General features: G+C 67.7%; 26 protein-coding genes. 8 read left to right on the top strand and 18 right to left on the bottom strand.

Going from position 1 to position 21,108, the window contains the following annotated elements; genetic code table 11:
* Positions 1 to 130: 130 nt before the first annotated feature.
* From BKG60_RS03510 to BKG60_RS03480, 7 genes are all read right to left on the bottom strand, one after another.
* The gene (locus BKG60_RS03510; RefSeq protein WP_070185086.1) at positions 131 to 895 is read right to left on the bottom strand and encodes a MerR family transcriptional regulator; all 765 of its coding nucleotides are present in this window, start codon (positions 893 to 895) and stop codon (positions 131 to 133) included.
* Positions 896 to 939: 44 nt separating this feature from the next.
* A complete protein-coding gene (locus tag BKG60_RS03505; protein ID WP_070185085.1) occupies positions 940 to 1,431 on the bottom strand; it encodes a hypothetical protein in 492 nt (163 codons plus the stop codon).
* Positions 1,432 to 1,521: 90 nt separating this feature from the next.
* The gene (locus BKG60_RS03500) at positions 1,522 to 2,424 is read right to left on the bottom strand and encodes a CopD family protein (protein WP_083283928.1); all 903 of its coding nucleotides are present in this window, start codon (positions 2,422 to 2,424) and stop codon (positions 1,522 to 1,524) included.
* Positions 2,352 to 2,858: a copper resistance CopC family protein gene (locus BKG60_RS03495; protein ID WP_070185084.1), complete on the bottom strand. Its 507-nt coding sequence runs from the start codon at positions 2,856 to 2,858 to the stop codon at positions 2,352 to 2,354. The genes BKG60_RS03500 and BKG60_RS03495 overlap by 73 nt, the downstream gene beginning before the upstream one ends.
* A complete protein-coding gene (locus BKG60_RS03490) occupies positions 2,855 to 3,541 on the bottom strand; it encodes a YcnI family copper-binding membrane protein (RefSeq protein ID WP_070185083.1) in 687 nt (228 codons plus the stop codon). The genes BKG60_RS03495 and BKG60_RS03490 overlap by 4 nt, the downstream gene beginning before the upstream one ends.
* Positions 3,542 to 3,573: 32 nt before the next feature.
* On the bottom strand, positions 3,574 to 4,095 hold the full coding sequence (locus tag BKG60_RS03485) for a hypothetical protein (protein WP_070185082.1): 522 nt from the start codon (positions 4,093 to 4,095) through the stop codon (positions 3,574 to 3,576).
* Positions 4,096 to 4,105: 10 nt separating this feature from the next.
* Entirely contained in the window at positions 4,106 to 4,762 is a 657-nt protein-coding gene (locus BKG60_RS03480) for a DUF6474 family protein (protein WP_070185081.1), read from the bottom strand.
* A 211-nt stretch (positions 4,763 to 4,973) separates the two neighbouring features.
* Between BKG60_RS03480 and BKG60_RS32295 the strand changes: the two genes are divergently transcribed.
* From BKG60_RS32295 to BKG60_RS03465, 3 genes are read left to right on the top strand one after another with little or no spacing between them, the layout of a single operon-like run.
* Positions 4,974 to 6,197 (top strand): hypothetical protein, encoded by a 1,224-nt coding sequence (locus BKG60_RS32295; RefSeq protein ID WP_242671558.1) that lies wholly within the window; start codon positions 4,974 to 4,976, stop codon positions 6,195 to 6,197.
* A gap of 36 nt (positions 6,198 to 6,233) precedes the next feature.
* Positions 6,234 to 6,725, top strand: a complete 492-nt coding sequence (locus BKG60_RS03470) for an ImmA/IrrE family metallo-endopeptidase (protein ID WP_070185080.1) — start codon at positions 6,234 to 6,236, stop codon at positions 6,723 to 6,725.
* On the top strand, positions 6,722 to 7,855 hold the full coding sequence (locus tag BKG60_RS03465; protein ID WP_075909230.1) for a hypothetical protein: 1,134 nt from the start codon (positions 6,722 to 6,724) through the stop codon (positions 7,853 to 7,855). The genes BKG60_RS03470 and BKG60_RS03465 overlap by 4 nt, the downstream gene beginning before the upstream one ends.
* An 82-nt stretch (positions 7,856 to 7,937) precedes the next feature.
* Here the strand turns inward: BKG60_RS03465 and BKG60_RS03460 are convergent, their stop codons facing one another.
* The 4 genes from BKG60_RS03460 to BKG60_RS31860 form a co-directional block, all read right to left on the bottom strand.
* A complete protein-coding gene (locus tag BKG60_RS03460; RefSeq protein ID WP_070185106.1) occupies positions 7,938 to 8,336 on the bottom strand; it encodes a transcriptional regulator in 399 nt (132 codons plus the stop codon).
* Between the two features lie 886 nt (positions 8,337 to 9,222).
* Positions 9,223 to 9,759 carry a peptidase gene (locus tag BKG60_RS03455; protein ID WP_075909229.1) on the bottom strand — a complete coding sequence of 179 codons (537 nt, stop codon included), beginning with the start codon at positions 9,757 to 9,759 and terminating at the stop codon, positions 9,223 to 9,225.
* A gap of 206 nt (positions 9,760 to 9,965) precedes the next feature.
* Positions 9,966 to 10,589 (bottom strand): superoxide dismutase, encoded by a 624-nt coding sequence (locus tag BKG60_RS03450; RefSeq protein ID WP_003883955.1) that lies wholly within the window; start codon positions 10,587 to 10,589, stop codon positions 9,966 to 9,968.
* Between the two features lie 142 nt (positions 10,590 to 10,731).
* The gene (locus BKG60_RS31860; RefSeq protein ID WP_165688699.1) at positions 10,732 to 10,890 is read right to left on the bottom strand and encodes a hypothetical protein; all 159 of its coding nucleotides are present in this window, start codon (positions 10,888 to 10,890) and stop codon (positions 10,732 to 10,734) included.
* Between the two features lie 377 nt (positions 10,891 to 11,267).
* On the opposite strand from BKG60_RS31860, the gene BKG60_RS03445 reads away from it, so the two are divergent.
* From BKG60_RS03445 to BKG60_RS03435, 3 genes are read left to right on the top strand one after another with little or no spacing between them, the layout of a single operon-like run.
* Entirely contained in the window at positions 11,268 to 11,609 is a 342-nt protein-coding gene (locus BKG60_RS03445) for a rhodanese-like domain-containing protein (RefSeq protein ID WP_075909228.1), read from the top strand.
* Positions 11,610 to 11,650: 41 nt separating this feature from the next.
* Complete coding sequence (locus BKG60_RS03440) at positions 11,651 to 12,754, top strand: DUF4328 domain-containing protein (RefSeq protein WP_070947200.1); 1,104 nt, start codon at positions 11,651 to 11,653, stop codon at positions 12,752 to 12,754.
* A 5-nt stretch (positions 12,755 to 12,759) separates the two neighbouring features.
* The gene (locus BKG60_RS03435) at positions 12,760 to 13,587 is read left to right on the top strand and encodes a glycerophosphodiester phosphodiesterase (protein WP_070185075.1); all 828 of its coding nucleotides are present in this window, start codon (positions 12,760 to 12,762) and stop codon (positions 13,585 to 13,587) included.
* Between the two features lie 12 nt (positions 13,588 to 13,599).
* On the opposite strand, the gene BKG60_RS03430 is transcribed toward BKG60_RS03435, so the two are convergent.
* From BKG60_RS03430 to BKG60_RS03415, 4 genes are all read right to left on the bottom strand, one after another.
* A complete protein-coding gene (locus BKG60_RS03430; RefSeq protein WP_075909227.1) occupies positions 13,600 to 14,148 on the bottom strand; it encodes a ferritin in 549 nt (182 codons plus the stop codon).
* 148 nt (positions 14,149 to 14,296) lie between these two features.
* Positions 14,297 to 15,553, bottom strand: a complete 1,257-nt coding sequence (locus BKG60_RS03425; RefSeq protein WP_374243104.1) for an LCP family protein — start codon at positions 15,551 to 15,553, stop codon at positions 14,297 to 14,299.
* A 25-nt stretch (positions 15,554 to 15,578) separates the two neighbouring features.
* Positions 15,579 to 16,343: a CPBP family intramembrane glutamic endopeptidase gene (locus BKG60_RS03420; RefSeq protein ID WP_070184699.1), complete on the bottom strand. Its 765-nt coding sequence runs from the start codon at positions 16,341 to 16,343 to the stop codon at positions 15,579 to 15,581.
* A 46-nt stretch (positions 16,344 to 16,389) separates the two neighbouring features.
* Entirely contained in the window at positions 16,390 to 17,184 is a 795-nt protein-coding gene (locus tag BKG60_RS03415; protein WP_075909226.1) for a DUF2470 domain-containing protein, read from the bottom strand.
* Between the two features lie 141 nt (positions 17,185 to 17,325).
* Between BKG60_RS03415 and pheA the strand changes: the two genes are divergently transcribed.
* Together pheA and BKG60_RS03405 are read left to right on the top strand one after the other, a co-directional pair.
* Entirely contained in the window at positions 17,326 to 18,270 is a 945-nt protein-coding gene (gene pheA / locus BKG60_RS03410) for a prephenate dehydratase (RefSeq protein WP_075909225.1), read from the top strand.
* On the top strand, positions 18,267 to 18,956 hold the full coding sequence (locus BKG60_RS03405; protein WP_070184702.1) for a histidine phosphatase family protein: 690 nt from the start codon (positions 18,267 to 18,269) through the stop codon (positions 18,954 to 18,956). Before pheA ends, BKG60_RS03405 begins: the two co-directional genes overlap by 4 nt.
* On the opposite strand, the gene BKG60_RS03400 is transcribed toward BKG60_RS03405, so the two are convergent.
* Genes BKG60_RS03400 through BKG60_RS03390 form a run of 3 tightly spaced genes read right to left on the bottom strand, consistent with a single transcriptional unit; the run spans position 18,953 to position 20,976 of the window.
* Positions 18,953 to 19,150, bottom strand: a complete 198-nt coding sequence (locus BKG60_RS03400) for a hypothetical protein (protein WP_075909224.1) — start codon at positions 19,148 to 19,150, stop codon at positions 18,953 to 18,955. The two genes, BKG60_RS03405 and BKG60_RS03400, sit on opposite strands and share 4 nt — an antisense overlap.
* A 59-nt stretch (positions 19,151 to 19,209) precedes the next feature.
* On the bottom strand, positions 19,210 to 19,560 hold the full coding sequence (locus BKG60_RS03395) for a metallopeptidase family protein (protein WP_075909223.1): 351 nt from the start codon (positions 19,558 to 19,560) through the stop codon (positions 19,210 to 19,212).
* A 3-nt stretch (positions 19,561 to 19,563) separates the two neighbouring features.
* Positions 19,564 to 20,976 (bottom strand): septum formation family protein, encoded by a 1,413-nt coding sequence (locus BKG60_RS03390; protein WP_083650225.1) that lies wholly within the window; start codon positions 20,974 to 20,976, stop codon positions 19,564 to 19,566.
* Positions 20,977 to 21,108 lie beyond the last annotated feature (132 nt).

Raw genomic sequence — 21,108 nt, 5'->3', positions numbered from 1 at the left:
ACTCCCAGGTGAGATGGTGTCTTTGGTCGGACAATCCATCGATACCGGGAGTTCCGCTGTCCTATCCGTATCTCACCCGGCGTGTCACAATTGCCACACCAGTCACATCCCTAACTGCGCGGCATTGCCGCTAGCGGGCGACGCTTTGCACGATGATGTCGTGCACGAACTGGGCCAGGCCCGGCTCGGCGTCGTCGTAGTAGCGGGTGAACCGCTCATCCTCGACGTAGATGGTGGCCAGGCAGACGTGCATGTCGTCACTGCAGTCGTAGAACCGGGAAATATTGGCGCGATGCCGGGCGGCCAGTTCATTGGCCTGGGCAGACCCGGGCGGCACACCGGCCCGCTTCCCCTCGGCCAGTGCGTCGAGCAGCGCGTCGTTCTCGGCCTTGAACTCGATCCAGTCCTGTTTGGTCATCTGAGCGGTGCGCCGGCGGGACTGCCGCCATTCCTCGGTGTCGCCCCAGCGCTCGCGGGCCTCGTCGTCGTGCTCGTCGAAAACGGCACTGCCGAAGATCTCCACCTGCTCCTCGGCGGTCAGCTGAATTCCTCTGTCGTGGGCACTCATCAATTCCTCCACTGCCTTGATGGTCTGCTGCAACTGCCCGACCTGCCCGCACAGCAGACTGTGCTGGCGTCGCAGGTGGGCGAGCACATCGGCATCCGGATCGTCGAGCAGCGAGCGGATCGTCTCCAGTGCCAGCCCGACGGACCGGTACACCAGCACCAGATGCAAACGCTCCACATCGGCGTCGGTGTAGCCGCGGTAACCCGCCGCGGTACGCACGCTGGGCACCACCAGACCGATGTGGTCGTAGTGGTGCAGGGTCCGTACCGAGGTGCCCGTCAGAGCGGCAACCGTGCCGACGGACCTCACCTGCGGATCTGCGTGCATGACGCCACTATCGACCCTGACGTCGCGTCAGGGTCAAGCCCCGATCAGCTGTCTTCGGAATGCCGCCGGCTCAGCAGAACCAACAGCACCGCCAAAACGCCCACGGCCACCGCCGCGGCGAGCGGTACCTTGGACGACGAGGTCTCGTCCATCGGGACCGGAGCCGAGCCGGACACCGGGTTGGTGGCCGAGGTGACGGTTGACTTTGCTTGTGCGGCAGTCTCTTTGGCGGCCGACGCGACATCGGGCACTGCCTTGACAGGAGGTGGTGTGGGGGTGCCCTGGGCCGGAGGCTCGGTAGCCGGCGGGGTGGGCTGGGCCTTCTTGGCCGGAGCCTTCTTCGCCGGAGCTTTCTTGGCGGCCTTGGCCGGGGCCTTCTTCGCCGCCGCCTTCTTGGCCGGAGCTTTCTTCGCCGGGGCCTTCTTGGCCGGAGCTTTCGGCGGAGCAGGATCCGCGCCGGCCGCTGACGCTTCGGCCGCCGCCGATTCGGCTGCGGTTTCTGGCTTCTCGGCAGGGTGGTCCTGCTGCTCTGCCATCTGGCTGCTCCTTCGCAGTATCCGGTTTTCCGCGCCAGCGCGGTGGGTCTGGGGCCGGCAGTGTTTCCATCATGCCAGGCGCCGCGTCGGTCACCCCGTGACGGCCAACGCCGCGGCGAGGGTCACCGCAACAGCCATGATGCCCAACTCCACCAGCGAACGGTGCTGCGACAATGCGGCACTGCTGCGGTGTGCGCGTGCCGCGGGCAGCCATTGCGACCTGTTTCGCCAGGCCAGCACCAACAAAAACACCGTCACGACCACTTTGGCCGCCAATATCCGGCCGTACCCGGTGCCCCACAACTCGGCAGGCGAATTCAACTTGATCGCGGCCCCGGTGGTCCCGGCAATCAGCAGCGCACCCACGCACCACAAAGACAACTGGGAGAACCGGGGCAACACTCTGGCCCACTGACCACGGTGCGACACGGTCAGCACCAGCGCCGCCAGCACACCGCACCACGCGGCCGCGGCCAGGGCGTGGACCGCCACAGCCATCCCACCGATCGGGCTCTCCGAAAGATGCCCGGTCAGCGTGCGGGCGGCCATCCCGACGGCCGCGAGGCCGACAATCGGGACCGTGGTGGCGACACCTCGCCCAACCGCTATGCCCACCACGCCCACGATCAGGGCCGCCGCGATGCCCACCAACCCCGAGCGGCCCGCGGCGGTGTGCAGGCAAAAGTCAGACAGGGTGCGTACGCCGATCTGCCAGAACCCGACGCCCGCGGTCTGTGTGGCCTCCACAGTCAGCCGCACCAGCTCGGCGAGCAGCCAGACGGCCGCAGCCAGCGCCAGTGGGCCGGCCGCCCGCCGGCCCAACTCGGCCCGGTAACGGTCAGACTCCAGCAGCGGCACCGCCGCCAGGCCGAGGGTGACGATGGCCGCACAGTCGGCCAGCGCCCGGATCAATGCACCGGTCACCGTTGGCGCCGGACCGCCCACCACGCTCCGCCGCCCACCAGCACGACGGCGATCAGGGCGAACGGCCACACCACCAGTCCGCCGTCGGACTGCGCCGGTGACGAGGCGGCGGCCCCCGGGGTGCCCGTGCCGGCGACCGTCAGGTCAAACGACCAGGAACCCGAGACCACATGGCCGTCGGCGGAGGTCACCCGGTAGTTCACGGTGTACGTGCCCGCCGGGCCGAGGGGGCGGACCCCCACACTGATCACAGCCCCGGCCACCGTCGGGTCCCCCTGCGACCACAGGTTGTGGTCCGGACCGACGACGGTCATGTTGGCGAAGGCCGGTTGCAGGGCCTCGTTGAAGGTGGCACTCACGCGTGGCGGGGACGTGCTGAGAGCCGCGTGTTCGGTCGGCTCGGACGCGATGCGGGTGGCGTGCGCCGATGCTGCGGGCGCCCCGGTCAACGCCGAGGCGGCCAGCACCAGCCCGGCCAGAGACACGGCCAGCAGCCTGCTCATGACCGGCGCCTGTTCAGCAGACCCACCACCACGGCGACGGCCGCCAGGATCAACGCCCCGCCTGCCAGCCAGCGCGCCGAGTTGTCGGCGGCGCCCGCGGGCTGGGCGGCGGCCGGAGCGGGCTGACTCGGGGCCGGCGGCGTCTCGGTTCCATGCTCGGTGTGCGCCCCCTCGGGCGGCGTACCGGTGAGGGCCAACTGCGGTGCGGGATGCTCGGGCTCGCTGCCATCGGGCAGGGGCGCCTGGTCCCAGTGCACCACGGTGCCGTCGGAATACGTCTGGGTGGCAGGGAAAGTCGCGGTGTCGGAATTCGGCAACTTGACCGAGACCCGGAACAACGCGAACTGCTCGGGGGAGATCCCCACGCCGGGGGCGGCCGTCCAGGTCACCGATCGGACCGTGCCCGCGGCGGTGTCCCGGTCGAGCTTGGCTGTCCAACCCGGCATCACCTCGGTACGCGCCGAAGTCAGATCGGGCAGGTCAACCTTCAATTGCGTGGTGAGCGCGCCGGTATCGGACTCGCCGGGCACCTTGAACGTAAGGACCGAGGTGGTCCCCGGAGTCGGATTCTCGGCGTCGAGGTGGACGTGGGCCCACGCCGGTGCGGCGGTGAGCACACCGGTGATCGCTACTGCCGCAGTGGTGAGCAGGGCGCGCGAGGACGCCCCGGTCAGAAGATGCATTTCTGGTGTCTTTCTGGAATTGGTGGGGACGGTCAGGCTCTGACGCCGACCGGTGGACCCCGGTCCGACACCGAAGCGGCCAGAAAGCGGGCCGAGTGACGCGGCTGGTCGGCGCTGCGCACCGACGCGTGCACCGTCGCCACGGGTAGGCCACGGACTGCCCGCGCCACCGCCCGCACCGCCCGCGATACGGCGCTGCACAGCCGCGCACCGCAGGTGATCAGGCCGGCACCGAGCGACACCGCCAACAGATGCGCGCCCAGCATGGCCGAGCCCGGATCAGCACTGTGCGAGTGACCTGCCGTGGCCAGGAGCGCGTGGGCCAGCAGCTGGCCGGTACCCAGCAGCCCCCACACCACCGCGGTACGGTTCGCGCACGTCGCGGCGGAGGCCACTGCCCCCAGCGTCACCGCGAGGATCACGAGCTGGGCTGCCACCGCCCCGCCCGGCAGGCCACCGCCGGCGAGTCCGTGGGCGGCGACCGCCAGTGCCGCGGTGAGGGAGCCGACGGCCGTACCGCGCAGCGGAGCTGCGGAGTCACGGGCGCCGGTCATGGACGTGGGCTCAGACCAATCCCAGTCGAGCCATCAGATCGGCGTCGATGCCGTCGAGATGGGCGGCGATCGCCGCGTGGGCACCGCGGCGACGTGCCGTCGGCATGTTCTCGGCCGCGGTCACGGCGGCGGCCAGGTCGGAGAGCCGTTCGTTGATCGCCGTGACGAACTGCTTGGTCTCGGCATCCTTGGGCTTCTTCTCAGCGACCTGGCGCAGGGTCTGCTCGGCACCGGAAATGCGTGCCGACAGCTCGGCGCCGTGCCCGGAGAACTGACCGAGCTGGGCCAGCGGGACGCCGAGGCGATCGGCCCGACGCTCGTCCAGGGCACCCCGGGCTGCCGTGGCGGCACGGTAGATCAACGGCACCAGGACCGGCGCCAGCAAACGTGTGACGGTGAGCAGGCGACGAATCCTGGCGGGGGCCAGCAGCCGTCCCTCCCGGGCAGCTTTCAACTCGGCCTCGGCCACTTTGAGGGCTGCGCGGTCGCTGTCTCGCTGCGTCTTGACCTGAGCTTTGAGGGCCCGTTCCGCCGATTTTCGGTCGGACTTGATGCGACGAGCCTCGTTCTTTGCGGTGAGCCGGGCTTCCAGCTTGGCCTTGGCCTTGATGGCGCGGGCTTCGGCGCGGCGGGTGGCGCGGCTTTTTCGTCGCGTGAACAGGCCCATTCCGGTTGCCTCCCGGTCAATTCGTCGTGTGTTCGTGGTCACCGCAGAAGTGCTGCAGACCCACAGTATCGTCCAGTGGATTTGCTCCGCCGTGCCTCCCCGCGATCGCGGCGGGTAATCGCCTCAGCTAGCAAATTTCGACTGCCTCTTTGTGCAAGAATCGAATTCATCAACGAAGCTTGCGGGCGGTGCGCGAAAGGGTGGTGACAACGTGCGTTCGCGGTTGCGCGTCGCCGCCTCGACCGGTCTGGTGCTTACGGGCCTGATCACCGCCGGTATCGGAGGAGCACTGGCGTTTGCCGATCCGGACCGTGGCCGGTCCGACAGCGGGTCAGGCTCGTCGAACGGTGCCGGCAAGGGGCACGACGGGCACGACGGCAAGGAACGCGGGCGCGGCCACGAGCGCGACGGCGATTCGCATGGCGAAGACGACGGCAGCAGCGCCACATCGGGCCCGCACACGTCGCACAAACCCACGAAGGCGTCAGGCGAGCCGACCAAGGCGACCGGTAGGCCGATGAAGACAACAGGCAAACCGACGAAGATAACCGGCACATTGACGAAGACGACCGGCAAACCAACCAAGACCGAAGAGCCCGGCGAGTCGTCGCAACCGTCCGGCACCCATACCCCCACACAGACAGGGACCGGCACCGCAACCAACACCGAGACGCCTCCGAGCACCGAGCCCTCGGAGTCTCAGACACCGACGACGTCAGGCACCGTCGAGACGTCCACCTCGGTCTCCACGACCGAGGTCACCGTGACGACGTCGGCGACGACGTCTGCCACGACGTCCGCCACCACCACCGGGACGACTTCGCGCACGACCGAGACGACTTCGCGCACCACCGAGACGACGACTGAGACCACCGCCACCACGACGACCGTGGTCGGCGGCGCCGCCGGCGGTGGCCGTGGCGGCGGCGGAGGCGGAGCGCCCGCTCCGTTCAACTATCCGCGATTGCCGGACATGCTGGTGCCCGCGCCCCGGGCGCAGGCGCCGGCGCCGGACGTGGCGGCACCGCCGCCGCCCGGCCTGGCCGCAGCGGCCGGGCTGGCCCCGATTCCGGCTCCGGTCGTCGTGCTGCCGGTGATCGTGCCGCCGCTCGCGGTGCCGTTGGCCGGCCCCGGCTCCGACGATGGGCCGCGGTTTGGTCCAGGATCGAGACCTGACATGCAACCGTCCACCAAGATGCGGACCGAGGCAGGGCCGCCCGCGGCCGTAGGGTTGGACGCCGCCACCCCACCGGCGTCCTTCCGGGCCGGCTATGCGGACTACCTACGTACCGCGAACACCATGGAGATAGCGGCGATGGCAATGCCCGGTGTGACCGGGATGATGGCGCTGACCGGCCTGGGTGGGCTCGTAGGTTACCGGCAGGCGAAAGCCGGCCGTACCGTCCGAATCGACGCCAGCCGGTTCATGCGTTAGGAACGACCGTGCTACGAAAGGGTGGAAAGGGGGATCATGTCAGCCAGTCGAAGCGTCACGCGCGCTGTGAACGAGGTTCTCGACCTCGCCCCTCGGCAGGGTGAGATCACGTTGACCCGCCTGGTCGACGCGGTGAGCGCCGACCGCGGTCGGCCGATCGAGCTGACCATGGCCGAACTTCCCCCGGGAGTCTGCGGGCAGTGGCGGCAATACGCCGACCGCGACGTGTTCCTCATCCAGCAGGGGTTGCCGGCCTGGGATCGCACCCTGGCCCACGAGCTCGGCCACCTGGTGTTGGGCCACGAAGGCATATCGATCGTCGATGCGGCCGCCGCCTCCGCCGAGGTGGCCACGTCCGACCTGATCAGTTACATGCTCAACCAGCGCACCGGCTGTATGGGGCCCAACGGCGAGGACATCGAACAGGAGGCCGAGGACTTCGCGGCGCTGCTGCTGTACCGGCTCGGCCGCCTGCCCTCCGATCGGTCGTCGATCGTCCAGGTTCGCCTCGGAGAGGCGTTTGGTTGATCGTCTGGGTGATCGCCGGCCTCCTCGGCTTGGCAACCGGCCTGCGCATCGGTTGGGCACTGGTCAACAAGCAGTCCCTGGTGAGCTCCGCAATGATCCTGTCGTTGGGCAGCCTCGGCGTCGTCGCGGCCCTCAACTGGCAGCCGCTGGCCCTGCTGATCGACACGGTGGTGCACTGGCCCAACATCGCCGCGGGACTCAGCCAGGTCGCCCTGATCGGGTGTGCGGCCGGCAGTTGCGTGATGATCACGACGGCGTCGTCAGGTCATTCGGCCGCACTCACCCGCCGTATCGCGTTGATCCAGTACGGCGTGGCCGGTGTCGTCGCCGTCATCAGCCTGGTGATCTTCTTCCGGGCCGGCCGGCAGCCAGAGATGTCGCCGTCGGAGTACCTGCAGCGCGATCTCGGGTCGAACGGCGCTTCATGGCTGTTGCCGCTGCTCTACGTGTTCCTTGCCCTGACCCTGGTGGCGTGGGCCGGCCTTCGCTACTCGAACCGCAGTCGGCGTGGGCGCGCGTTGTTCCTGTTCACGGTCGGCATGGTGCTGATCGTGGCTGCCAGTGGCTTCGTCCTGCTCCGGGCCGCGGGTCGGATCGAGCCGGTCGGTGTCGGTGTGGCGGCAACCATGCTCGGGTGTGCAATGGTCATCGTCGCCGCCGGATCGCTGCTGCCGAGCGTCGAAGACTGGTTCGGCGCCCGACAGGAATTGCGGACCATCAAACCACTGCTGAATGAGCTGGCCCGGCGTCAGCCCGACGTCGGCATCGGGGTGCGTCCGCGCGGACCACTCGTTTTTCGCGTGGCCGAACGGATGTCGCTGATCTCCGACGCCCTCTACCTGGAAGCGACCGCGGCCGACGCGCGCCGGCACGAAACCGCCGGGCCACGTGGCGCAGGCGGATCAAGCGACACAACGCAATTCGGTGATATCGAGCGACCTCAGGTGCCGCCCCGCGATCAGGCGCACGCCGTCGCGCAGTGGATCTACGACACCCGCGAGGGGGATGAGGTTTCAGCCTTCCCGGGGCTGGCGTGGCTCAGCCAGCCCGAGTCGTACTCGGACCGGGAATGGATTCTGGCGATAGCCGCGCAGTACCGGGAATCGGACCGCGGGGCAGCGCGCAGCTGAAACCCGCGCAAGTGGGATTCACCGAAATGACCCCCACTGACGTGGGTTTCAGCGCGTAGAGACGCCAGGAGAAATCGACGAATCAGTCGTCGAGGTGTTCCCGGCGGCGCAGCTCGTCGACCTTCTGAACCAGGTCCTGCTGAGCTTCGTTGGACAACCCGACGGTACGGGCGGCGATCCGGCGGACCCCTTCGTCACGCATGCTGGCCAGCCAGGTCAGCTCCTTGTCGAGCTTCTCGTAGTACTCGTCGTCGGTGAAATAGGCCGGCTTGATCCGGAAGAAATTGGCAAGTGCAGCCATGGTTGCCACCGACGGGTTGGTTCGGTTGCCCGAACGCAGCTGCGACAGGTACGGAGCCGACATGGTGACGCCCTCCGACTTCAGTGCGGCGATCACCTCGGCGGACGTGTGGGGTCCGCGCCCGGGCGGATAAACCGTGTCGAACAGGCGGTTCAGGCGGGCGGCGAACGTCTTGCTCATCGATTTGTCCTCCACATGCTTCAGAGCGGTACGAATAGGCGGCGTATTTGCTGACTATGGTAGCGAGTGTTGTGACGACAACCAAGTGCAAACGCCACAAAAGTTAAACGAGCTTTGTGTTTTGGCAGTCCCTGCCACAGAAACGGAGGCCTTCGCCATGGGGGAAGGCGGGATTGCGTCGTCTGCCAATGCAAAAGGTGACGGTCGCGTTGTATTGAGTGCGGTGAGCTGCGCGCACGGCGGCTCTCGATCATGATCAACTTCTGAGCCGGCAACCGTCGCAGTGCCGTGACTAGGGAAAACACATATTTGCTGTAGCGCGGGTCCCGGGCGGCGCCAGATTGCGCGGGGCACCCTTGTCGAACGACGTGGAACACGTTACAGGTTGAGCGATGGAATGAGCATCGGCCCCCTTGCATGCGATAGCCAGACGGCCGCGGAAGGATTCCGGCGCCGATTCCAGGCGGGGTTGCGGGACGGAAACGGCCGCCGGTGCGGGCCGTCGTGGGACAAGCGTCGACACAAAAGAGGCGGCGGCCACGGTTGCGGTGGGGCGCCACGGCTATCGAACGCCCGGTGCGGGAAGCCGGCAGCGTCGAGGTTGCGGGCGACGCTGGCGCCTGCGGCTGCGGACATGACGACCTTTCGACACACACCGCTGATATGTGCCGCTCGCGCGGCGCTCCTACACGGTCGAAGGCCTCGCCCACCGCATCGCGAGTGGTCGACCGGGCGTACGCCGGCATGTCGACGCGACGATTGCGGGCTGCTGCCCTTCGCTGATCTTGAGGACCCTAGCCGCTGTCGGCCGAACGCGCTACGTTTCCTATCTTTTTCGGGTAGCCGGATTCTCCCGGCTGGAGAGGATGTCCCTCAACTGGCAGAGTCACGCCGCCAGGAGCATTGCCAGGATGGCCGTGTCGGGGTGACTGATCGGATCGACCCCCACACGGCTGACCACCGATGTGACCGTGCCGTCCGCTTCGGCTTCGACCCAGGCCGCCCGGTGTTCGAGCCCGAGATGCGGAAGTCCCGGCAGCAGTACACATCCCGAAGCCGCTCCGGCGCATTCCGGAAGAGATGGAGTGGTTTCCGACGGCGGATGCAACATCAACAGGGCCGGCGGTTGATGCTCGGCGAAATACCCGGGCGGAACCGCGGATTCGCCCACGACCGGACCTTCGGCGATGACCAGGCCGACCGTGCCGGGCTGGGGCTCTTCCGGCAACTCCTCGCGGACTCCGAAAACCGTTGTGGTGGAAAGTAATCCTGGAAGTGAAGCGATGCGTACGGTGACCATGAGAAGCTGCGCCCACTCTTTGGTGGAATCGGGCCACCGCCCGGAGACCACGAAGCCCTTGAGGGCACCGCCGGAATGAAAGGGCGCGATCTCGATCGCCCTGCCGGACCCCGTCGTATCCATATCGCCTCCGGGACATCGGTGTTGGACCACCGGCTGATCGGTGCTCCGACACGTCTGTGGGTCGATCAGATCAGAATGCGACAGCCACCGCAGGTGTGCAAGGCGACACGGCCCAGAAATGAGGGCGGGGCGCCACGCGATCCGCGCGACGCCCCTTGGTGAGAGATCGGGAAACCGATCCAGCCCTCAATCGGACCGAACCGGGACTAGCCGAAGATCAGGCCGTTGGTCTTGGAGGTGGCTGCCGCGTAGCGGTTCTGCACGTCCTCCCAGTTGACCACATTCCAGAACGCCTTGACGTAGTCGGCCTTGACGTTCTTGTACTGCAGGTAGAAGGCGTGCTCCCACATGTCGACCTGCAGCAGCGGGATGATGCCGAGCGGTACGTTGGCCTGCTGGTCGTAGAGCTGGAAGGTCAGCAGGCGGTCGCCGAGGCTGTCGTAGCCGAGCACGGCCCAGCCCGAACCCTGCAGTCCGTTGGCGGCGGCGGTGAACTGCGCCTGGAACTTGTCGAACGACCCGAACTGGTCGTCGATCGCCGCGGCCAGGTCGCCGGTGGGTTTGTCACCACCGTTGGGGGACAGGTTCTTCCACCAGATCGAGTGGTTCACATGGCCGCCGAGGTGGAAGGCCAGATTCTTCTCGTTGAGGAAGATCGCGGCGTGGTCGCCGTTGGCCCGCGCCTCGTCGAGCTTGGCGACGGCGTCGTTGACGCCCTTCACATAGGCGGCATGGTGCTTGCTGTGGTGGAGCTCGTTGATCTGCCCGGAGATGTGGGGCTCCAGCGCTCCGTAGTCGTAATCCAGGTCCGGCAAGGTGTATTCAGCCACGAGATTCCTTCCTCATTATCGATCGATGGAGCCAGGCTTCAACGATCCTGACGTTCGACACTCAAGATCGCTGCCAACATTGCTCCATCGCAGGGCGCACCGCAAGGACGCGCGTGCCGCCCCCACGTATACCCGATGACGGTCAGAACAAGACGATCACGGCGAGCACGCCGAGCAACAGCAGCGCGATCACGCTGGCCCGGAGAAAGGCCATCAGCTGGTTACGGGTGTGCAGATGTCCGGATGAATGCCATTCGGGCTGCGAAAACGCTGATCCCGATCCGATCGGATGCGACGCCATCAAACACTCCTGACCTGCACGATCAATCCTTGCCCCCCAGTGAGTTCTGTCACAACAGCTGGTGTGACGCCGATCATAGACCCTGTAATGGTCAAGCGAAAATCGGCCACCGCGTCAGCCGATGACGGGCCGCGTTTAGCCGAATGCTTAATTTCGCTCCGGGTCGGCGACGGTTGTTGATCGCCGGTGCGCGCACCCCAGGGTTATCCACAGTTTTGGACAGCTACCGCACAGTAACCCCCACCTCGGGGCTTTTCCGGCTGGTGCCGGGTTGTGGATGAACCTGTGGAAACTGTGGATAGCTTCCCGTTGCTAACGCGGCGGGATCGCTGTCGGGGCGGGTGCGGTGGGCGCCGGGGGCATGCGAGCATTGGGACATGGACGATGTGGAAGTCGGGCAGGTCGATATCACTGCGGTTCCCACCACGTTCGGAGGGTCGGTGGTACTACTCGACGTCCGCGAGGACGACGAATGGCAGCGCGGCCACGCCGCCGGGGCACAGCACATCCCGATGGGCGACATCCCGGCCCGGATCGCTGAGATCGATCCGGACGCCGAGCTCTACGTGATCTGCCATGCCGGCGGTCGGTCCCTGCGGGTGGCCAACTACTTGGCCCGGAACGGCTACACCCCGGTCAACGTCGAAGGCGGAATGCTGGCCTGGGCCGGGGCCGGACGTCCGGTCATCACCGACGCCGGCGGGGCGGGCAGCGTCTGACCGGGCCGGACGTGTCAGGGGATCGTGGCTAGGCTGGTCGGATGATCCAGGTGTGTTCGCAGTGCGGGACGCGCTGGAACGTGCGTGACCGGCAGCGGTCGTGGTGCCCGCGGTGCGGGGGCTCGTTGTTGGCCCCCGCTGCGTCGTCGGTGCCGCAGAGCCAGTGGGGACCGCCTGCCCAATCGCCCACGTCTGCCGCGCAGGCGCCGTCGGCAGCGGCGCAACGCACGCCCCAACTCGCTCCCGGTTATCGCTGGGTCGCGCTGCGTCCCGGAGCCCCGCCATATCAGCGGCGCCGCCGGCGCCCGCTCGGACCCACACCGCATTACCGGGCGATCCCGAGCTGGGGGCTGCACCAGCAGTTCGATCTCGAGGAACAGCCGCAGAAAACCGCCGAAGACTCCGGCGTCGGTGCCGTGCGCCTCATGCTCGTCGCGGTCATGGTGCTGCTGGGCGTCGCCGCCTTCGCTCACCTGATCCGGTACGCGCTGCTGCTGATCAACCGCAGCGTGCTGCTACACCCGTTGATCGCGATCGGCGGCGTGGTGATCGGCTTGCTGGCCAGTGTCGTCGCGCTCGTCGGCGTAGTCATGACCGTGGTGGTACTCGTGCGCTGGCTGATTGCGCGTCGGGCCGCCGGATACGCCGCACACGGCGAGGTGGATCCGCGCAGCACCACGACATTGTGGGTCTGCTGTCTGGTGCCCGGGGTCAACCTCGTGATGGCGCCGGTGTTCGTGTGGGAGCTGGCCGCGCTGGAAGGCCGCCTCTCGCACCTGCGGCGATCGATCGTGGTCTGGTGGATCGTGTGGGTGCTCAGTGCCGTCGTCGCGGCGTGGTCGGTGGTGAGCACCGTGTACGTGACGTTCTTCGACGACACCGCGCAGAACATCGCCGACAACACGGTGACCACGATCGTCGGGTACCTGCTGGCGATGGCCGCCTTCCTGCTGACGGCGAAGGTGTTCACCGGTTTCGAAGGCGGCAGCGGTACGGGTACGACGGCGCAGCGCGGCATCCGGCGCTGGGTGGTGGTCGAGCAAGAGGCGCCCGCAGCCGAGGCGGCCGAGCCTTCGCAGAATCGTGAGGATTCGGCTGAATCCGCCGTTCCGGTTGAGCCCCAAGGGCAGAACCCGGCAGCATAGGCCCTATGGAAACGGGCGACGGCGGAGCCGCCGGGCAGGCGACCCCGGGACCTGGGCACCCGTTCGTGGTGGCCCACCGCGGAGCGTCCGCCGACAAGCCCGAGCACACACTGGCCGCGTACGACCTGGCGCTGAGTGAGGGTGCCGACGGCGTGGAATGCGACGTGCGGCTGACCCGCGACGGGCATCTGGTCTGTGTGCACGACCGCCGGGTGGACCGCACCTCGACCGGCACCGGGCTGGTCAGTGAGATGACACTGGCCGAGTTGCGCCGGCTGGACTACGGGTCATGGCATGCGGGTGGGCGATCCGACGGGCTGCTGACCCTCGACGAGCTCGTCTCGTTGGTGCTGGACTGGAACCGCCCGGTCAAGCTGTTCATCGAGACCAAACATCCCGTGCGCTACGGCGCGCTGGTCGAGAACAAGGTGCTGGCGCTTCTGCACCGCTACGGGATCGCCGCGCCGGCCTCGGCCGATCTGTCCCGCGCGGTGGTGATGTCCTTCTCGGCTGCGGCCGTGTGGCGGATCCGCCGGGCCGCACCGATGCTGCCAACCGTGCTGCTCGGGGAGACGTCGCGATACCTGGGCGGAAGCGCCGCGACAACCGTCGGCGCCACCGCGGTGGGTCCGTCGATCGCGACCCTGCGTGAGCATCCGGAACTGGTCGACCGGGCCGCCGCGCAGGGGCGGGCGCTGTACTGCTGGACCGTCGACCATTACGAGGACGTCCAGTTCTGCCGGGATATCGGTGTCGGTTGGGTGGCCACCAATCATCCCGGCCGCACCAAGAGTTGGCTGCAGAACGGCCTGACCGGTGCGGGCCGGGACTGACGGCCGGGAGCGCTAGAGGTTTCCGCCCGCGGCCTTGGGTGCGCCCGGGTCCACGGCAGTGGCGCCGGCGAGTTCACGGGCCACGAAGTCCTCGATGTGGAACAGGTTGGCACCGGCGCGATCGGCGATGCGGACCAGTGTCGCCATCGACGAGACCTCTTCGATCTGCTCCTTGAGGAACCACTGCATGAACTGTTCGCCGAGGTAGTCGCCTTCTTCGCGGGCCACGCTCGCCAGCCGGCTGATCTGCTCGGTGACGGTGCGCTCCTGGCTCAGGGCCAGGGCGAGCGCGTCACGGGGAGCATCGAAGCGGTTGCACACCGCATCGACACCGGGGATCTCGACGTCGATATCGCGATCGAGCAGGTACTGGACCAGCATCATGGCGTGGTTGCGCTCCTCGACTGCCTGCGCATAGAAGTGCTTGGCGAGCTGCGGAAGGTCGGCACCGTCAAAATAAACCGCAATTGCGATGTATTGCTGTGACGCGGTGAACTCGTTGCGAATCTGATCGGAGATAAGCGCGTGGAATTTCGTGTCGAGTTCACTGGTCGTCGTCATGATCGCGAGGATATAGCAGGTCAACGCGGATTGTCAGCGAAGGTAGACCTCATTGAGGTCAGCTTTACCTTAGTTGACCGCGGCCGTTGTGGCGCGCATAACATTTGCTGTTGAGAATTTGCTGATCACGAATTTAGCGTTGCCTTGCTTAAGGTTGGGGTTTTTCGATGACGTCGTCGGGCACCGGCGCATCGTCGGCCAGCGCGGTAAACAGGCGCCCCGCCGCGTCGCTGTCCCACACCACCACCGCACCCGAGTCGCTGCCGGTGAACTCCCCGATCGGCACCGTGGTGGTGACCATGTCGTCACTGTGCATCGCCCAGGCCAGCCGGCCCAGGTCCCAGACATGTGCGTTCTCGTCGACGGCCACCGAGTTGGTGGCGGCTTCGGCCATCGGCTGCCACCGCAACGGGTTGAACAGCACCTCCGGGCTGGTGGCCCGGTGCAGCAGGGCGGACATGAACGCCCGCTGGTGGATCATGCGATCCAGGTCGGCGCGCGGCGTGGCGCGGGTACGGACGTAGCCGAGCGCACTGCGTCCGTCGAGTTCCTGGCAGCCGGCCGGTAGCTCGATTCCGGCCAGCGGATCGCTGATCGGCTCGGCCGGGCACATCGTCACCCCGCCGACGGCGTCGACCATTGCGGCGAAGCCGTCGAACCCGATCTCGGCGTAGTGGTCGAGGTGCAGGCCGGTGGCTTGCTCGACGGTCTGTGCCAGCAGGGGTGCCCCGCCCAGCGAGAACGCCGCATTGACCTTGTCCTCGCCGTAGCCGGGAATCGGCAGATAGGAATCCCGAGGGAGCGAGACCATCGTGGCCGGTGTACCCGCGCCGATCCCGGGTATGTGCACCAACAGGATCGTGTCGGTGCGCCCGGTGCCGATGTCACCGCCGGTGGCCAGGTCGGCCTGCTGCTCGGGGCTGAGGTGCTGGCGGCTGTCGGAGCCCACCAAGAGCCAGGTGGTGCCCTTCGCGGCGGCGGGACGCTCGGGGTAGTCGGCCAGGGCCGGAATGCGGTGCAGCGACGAGTCGATCCACAGCCCACCGCCGATCACCGCCAGCACGGCCGCCACTACGAGAACCACGACTATCGACAACACCCGACGTCCCCAGTGCCGCCTGCGTCGGGGCCTGGGAGCCTGCGCCGGTGCGGTCGGCCGAGGTCGCGGACGCGGTGGGGGCGGCGGGGGAGCCGACCGCGGAGGGGGTTTCCTCGGCGGTTGTCTGGGTGGCTGTGGTCTCGGCGTTTGCCGGGACGGTGGCGGGGCGGGCGGATTCGGCGGCCAGGCCGGGCGGTAATTCGGGTCCCGGCGGATGACCTGGGACGGCTCGGCGTCACGGCGGCGTGGTCCCGGACGCCGCGAGCGCGGGTCGGGAGGTCGCCCTGAGGCGGTGAAGTCGTCCACAGCAGAAATGTACGTGCTGGACGCGTTATCGCAGCCAGCTCAGATGATCTGCAACCAGCGCGTAGCCGACGAATGCCACCGCGTCGATCAAGGTGTGGGCGATGATCAGCGGCCACAACCGCCCGGTGCGCTGCCAGGCATAGCCGAACACCAAGCCCATCACCAGATTCCCGAGCCCGGCGCTGTAGCCCTGGTAGAGGTGATACGCGCCGCGCAACAGGCTGGACAGGACGAGTGCCCGCCCGGGGCTCACATCCAGCTGGCGCAGCCGGGTCAGCAGGAACCCCACCACGATGATCTCCTCGGCCCAACCGTTGGCGAACGCCACGCCGAGCAGCATCGGGATGCGCCACCACGTGTCGTACAGCTCGGCGGGCTCGACGTCGGCGCTCAGGCCCAGAACGCGGGCCAGTACGTAGAAGCCCAGGCCGGGCAGCCCGATGAGCAGCGCCAGGCCCAGGCCACCCAGGCCGTCGGCGCGCCACTGCGGACGCGACAGCCCGATGGCGCGCGGTCCGAAACCGCTGCGCCACAACAGGTACAGCGCCAGCGCGCCCCAGGCCAGCAGCTGCAGTACCACCGCCAGGTGCAGGCCGAGGTCGATCAGGTCGAACTGGGAGCGTTTGGGATTGAGCGCGACGGTTTGGCCGGACAGGCCGAGCAGTACGGCTTCGACGAGCCGCAGCCCCGCGGTGTAGGCGCTGAGCCCGAAGGTCACCGCCAGCACGACGGCGATCTCGATCTTGAGCGTGCGACGCTGGGGCTCGCGGTGCTCCTGGGGCGCGGTCACCGGAGCAACGGTAGCGGCGCCGCAGCCTCGGGGCCGATGGTGCGGGTCAGATTCGGCGCGCCCGCAGACCGTTGAGGAACGGGCAGCCCATCAGCACGCGGATGGCCTGGCTCAGCCCGGTGACGTCGTCGACCGGCTTCGGGAACGGCAACCGCACGTCATGGTCGCCGTGTTCGTTTTCCACCCGCAGCTGCACGCCGTACCGGTCCAGGCCCAGCGGCCGGACCCGGCCCTGGCGCAGCGTCATCGGCAGCCGGGTGGCCAGGCGCTCCACCACATCGCGGTGTGAGGACTCCATGTGCTGCAGCCATCCGGATTCCATCGCGCAGAACGGATCGGGGCGGGCCTGCAACAGCGCGCCCAGGCCCACCGCTTCGGCGCCGGTGGAATCGGCCACCACCACGGACTCGATCTCCAGGCGCATCAGTGTGTAGTTGTCGTCGTCGTTCTCCCCGTCCGCGGCGGCGCTGGAATTCACCTGCAGCAGAGCCGGGTTCGGGTTCTCGGTTGCGACCAGATCCAGCATGGCCGCGACCTCTGCGGACGGTACATACTGGAGGCGGCCACGGATCCACACCAGGGAACGCACCGGTTCGCGTAGCGGCAGCGGGGCATAGTCGGTCATCTCCAGGACGGCCTGGACGCCGGCCGAGCCTGCCGACATCGCCATGCCGGCCAGCGGGCTGGTCTCGGGGACGGTGATCGCGAAGGAGCCGTCGTCGAGCAGGTGATGGACGGGTGAGGCGACCGGTTCGATGCCTTCGACCGCGACCATCGCTCCGCCGCCTCGTGCGCATGCGCTGCGGATCCGCTCGGCTGTCGTCGGTGTCGCAATGGCCATCTCGCCGCCTTCGTGGGTGAGGTAATGAGGTGAGGTAAGCCTAACTTAACTGTGGCCGGCGATACCGGCAAGGCCTCCCGTGAAACACCGGTGGCAGCGTCATCAACCGATCGCGCAGCCTCGACCCGATAGGGTTGGGATGTGCCGCGCATCGCCTACCTCGGACCCGAGGGAACCTTCACTGAAGTGGCGTTATTGCAGATGGTGACGCGGGAAATGGTGCCCGGCGTGCAGGCGGCGGCCAATGATGCGAAGGCCGGCTTCACCGCGGTACTGACCGACAGCACCCCGGGTGCGCTGGCAGCGGTCCGGGACGGCAGGGCCGATTACGCGTGTGTGCCGATCGAGAATTCGATCGAGGGCTCGGTGCTGCCCACCCTGGACAGCCTGGCCGTCGGCAAGCCACTGCAGATCTACGCCGAGCTGATCCTCGACGTGGCGTTCGCCATCGTCACCCGGGCCGGGCACAGCGGGCCAGTGCAGACGGTGGCCGCCTTCCCGGTCGCGCTTGCCCAGGTGCGTCAATGGCTGGCCGCCAACCTGCCCGGCGCCGCGATCGTGCCGGCCACCTCCAACGCCGCGGCCGCCCAGGAGGTCGCCGATGGCCACGCCGATGCCGGGGTGAGCACGCGGCTGGCCGCCGAGCGCTACGGACTCGACACCCTGGCGGCCGACGTCGTCGACGAGGCCAACGCCCGAACCCGGTTCGTCCTCGTCGGCCTGCCCGGCGTGCCGCCGCCGGCCACCGGCGCCGACCGCACCTCGGTGGTGCTGCGCCTGGACAACACCCCGGGCGCGCTGGTCACCGCGATGACGGAATTCTCGATCCGCGACATCGACCTCACCCGGATCGAAAGCCGCCCCACCAGAACCGGGCTGGGCACATACATGTTCTTCCTCGACTGCGTGGGGCACATCGATGACGATTCGGTGGCCGAGGCACTCAAAGCGCTGCATCGACGTTGTACCGATGTGCGATATCTGGGTTCTTGGCCGACCGGAGCGAGCGCGGGCGCGCCCCCGCCGCGTCTGGACGAGGCCACACGTTGGTTGACGGGTTTGCGTGACGGGACGGGGGGCTCATGAGCGGACGGCTGATACTCGTCCGTCACGGCCAGTCCCACGGCAACGTGGCACGGCGTCTGGACACCCGCCCGCCCGGTGCCGAATTGACCGACCTCGGTCACGACCAGGCGCGCCGGTTCGCCGGAACACTCGGTCAGCGTCCGTCGATCCTGGCTCACTCGGTGGCGCGACGGGCAGCGCAGACAGCTGCCGGGATCGGTACCGAAACCGGCCTGGTGCCATTCGAATTCGAAGGCGTCCACGAAGTTCAGGTCGGTGAGCTGGAAGACCGCAGCGACGACGGCGCGGTTGCCGAGTTCAACCGGATCTACGAACGCTGGCATCGCGGTGAACTGGATGTGCCGATGCCGGGCGGTGAGAGCGCCGAGGCCGTCCTCGGCAGGTACGTGCCCGTACTGACCGAACTGCGGCTGCGCTATCTCGACGACCACGACTTCAAGAGCGACATCGTGCTGGTGAGCCACGGCGCGGCGATCCGATTGGTGGCCGCGGTGCTGGCCGGCGTCGACGGCACCTTCGCCCTCGACCATCATCTGGCCAACACCGAATCGATTGTGCTGGCGCCGGTCACCGACGGGCGCTGGAGCTGTGTGCAGTGGGCGTCGGTGACACCGCCGTTCTATCCGGAGCCCGACGCCACCCCCGTCGCGGATGCGGTGACGTCCGAAACAGACCCGATGGGCTAGGCGTGCCGGATCGAGAGCACGCTCTCGTCGGCACACGTACAGCCCACCGCCTCACAGTCGATGCTGAAGGTATGCGCTATTTCCGGTGTGGTGCAGCCGGGGTCGGTGCACTCCATGCGGTACCGGACATGATGTATCACGGTGCCGTGGCAATGCTCCAGACCGGCTGCGCACTCCCGGCACTGGATGGTCATAGCCCGTTGATAGCACTGCGGGCCGACAAAACGTGGTTGCCGCGCGGGTCTGTCGGGCCCTAGCCCCAACCCAATTCGTGGAGCCGCTCGTCGTCGATCCCGAAATGGTGCGCGATCTCGTGGATCACCGTGATCGCCACCTCGTCGACCACGGCGGCCTCGCTGTCACAGAAATCGAGTAGGGCCTCGCGGTAGATCGTGATGGTGTCCGGCAACGACCCGGCGTACCAGGAATCCCGCTCGGTCAGCGCGACTCCCCGGTACAGGCCGAGGATCTCGGGCTCGTCGGGATCACGATCCTCGACCAGGATCACGACGTTGTCGATCGCGGCAGCCAATCGCGGCGGGATCAGGTCGAGGGCGTCGGATACCAACTCGTCGAACCGCTGCGAGCTCATCCGCACCGGCACGGGTTACGGCCCCGGTGGTACGGGCACCGGCTCGCCCGGCGGCGGCCCGGGAGGCGGTGGTCCGCCGTCGGGAACCGGTGGCGGAGCCTGCTCGGGGGCCGGAGCCGGCGCCGGGGCCTGTTCGGGCGGCGGTGCCGCCGTGGTCGCGGCCTGTGGCATGTGCTGGCCGCTCGACGACGAGCCCGACGAGTCTGATGAGCTCGACGAACCAGAGGAGCTGGAGGACCCCGACGACGAACTCGAACCTGACGAGCCCGACGAACTCGAACCTGACGAGCCCGAGGAGCCGGACGAACCCGAGCTCGAAGAGGACGACGACGGCTCATCGACATCCGGCATCGGGATGGGCTCCATGTTGAGCCGCTCCTCCGGGATGTCGGGCGGTGCGACCGGGGGCTGCCCGTTGATCATCAACGGCCCCTTGGCGCTGTTGACCAATGTCGACCAGCCGCCGTTGCCCAAAGTGGCACCGATGCTGCACGACACCTGACGGCTGCCTGCCGACCAGCTCGGCAGCGAGATGGTGCTGTAACTCAAGGCCAACGTGGTGGTGCGCAACTGAACCGGGGCCAGGTAGGCATCGGTCTGCTCAGTGCAGGTGTTCTTGATGAAGTTGTCCTGGTCGCCCTCTGACGGCAGCCCGCCGGGAAACTTCTCGCCGAGGTTCACCGCGCCGGTGACCTCCATCGCGTGCGGTGCCGCGCAATCGACCGGGACATCGGTGGGCTGATTGGTGGCGGCGTCGATGCCGAGGCAGGTGCCCGCGGCCCACACCTTCGATTGATCGACTTCGGACACCTTGCCCGCGGACTCCAACTGGCTGTCACCAGGGCCGAGCAACTGCAGGCCGCACAACATGCGGCGCTCACCGGACTGCTTCCAGGCCTTCTCGCCGGACCACAGCAGGCCGATCGTGTACTTGCCGTTCGGGTCGTACTTCGGGCCCAGGTAACTGCGCACCGACGGAGTGCACTGCTCCTGGCTGATCTGCTTGATCCGGTCCACCGACGGTGGCGGCGCGCCGGGAGCGTATTCACTGCCCGGGAATGTGCGCATGTCCACCGATTGGGCCACCTCGAAACGGTGGTTGTCCTTGCAGTCGACGATGTGCGCGGCGTCCGGGTTGCGGCCGGGCCAGTTCAGGCAGTCGCCGCGCTTGACGTGATTGAACGTGTCGTTGCCACGCGGACCCAACGCGATGGTTCCGCCGGAGTTAGACCCCTCGCTACGGGGCAACGCGGTGATCAGCCCCGCGATGAGCAAGGCGCCGAGCGCGGTCAACAGCAGCGCGCGTCGTGTCGACGCGGCTGCCAGACTCTGCCACCACCGGTCCCGCGCAGGATGTTCGTCCGGCGGCGGTTCGGCGAGCAGGACCCCACCGTCGGGGTTCTCGGGGTGCTCGGATGGTTCCAACATTGCCCCCCATTGTGACAGGCGTGTCAGCACCTGTGACAACTGATGCGGTTGTAATGTTGCGTGGTTGTGCCCGGCGGTCGGGGCCAGGTGGACGGCGTCGCTCGGATACATCTCGACCGACCACCTCAGATG

The sequence above is a fragment of the Mycobacterium syngnathidarum genome (genome assembly GCF_001942625.1).
GTDB lineage: Bacteria > Actinomycetota > Actinomycetes > Mycobacteriales > Mycobacteriaceae > Mycobacterium > Mycobacterium syngnathidarum.
This window is presented reverse-complemented; position numbering and strand designations above follow the sequence as displayed.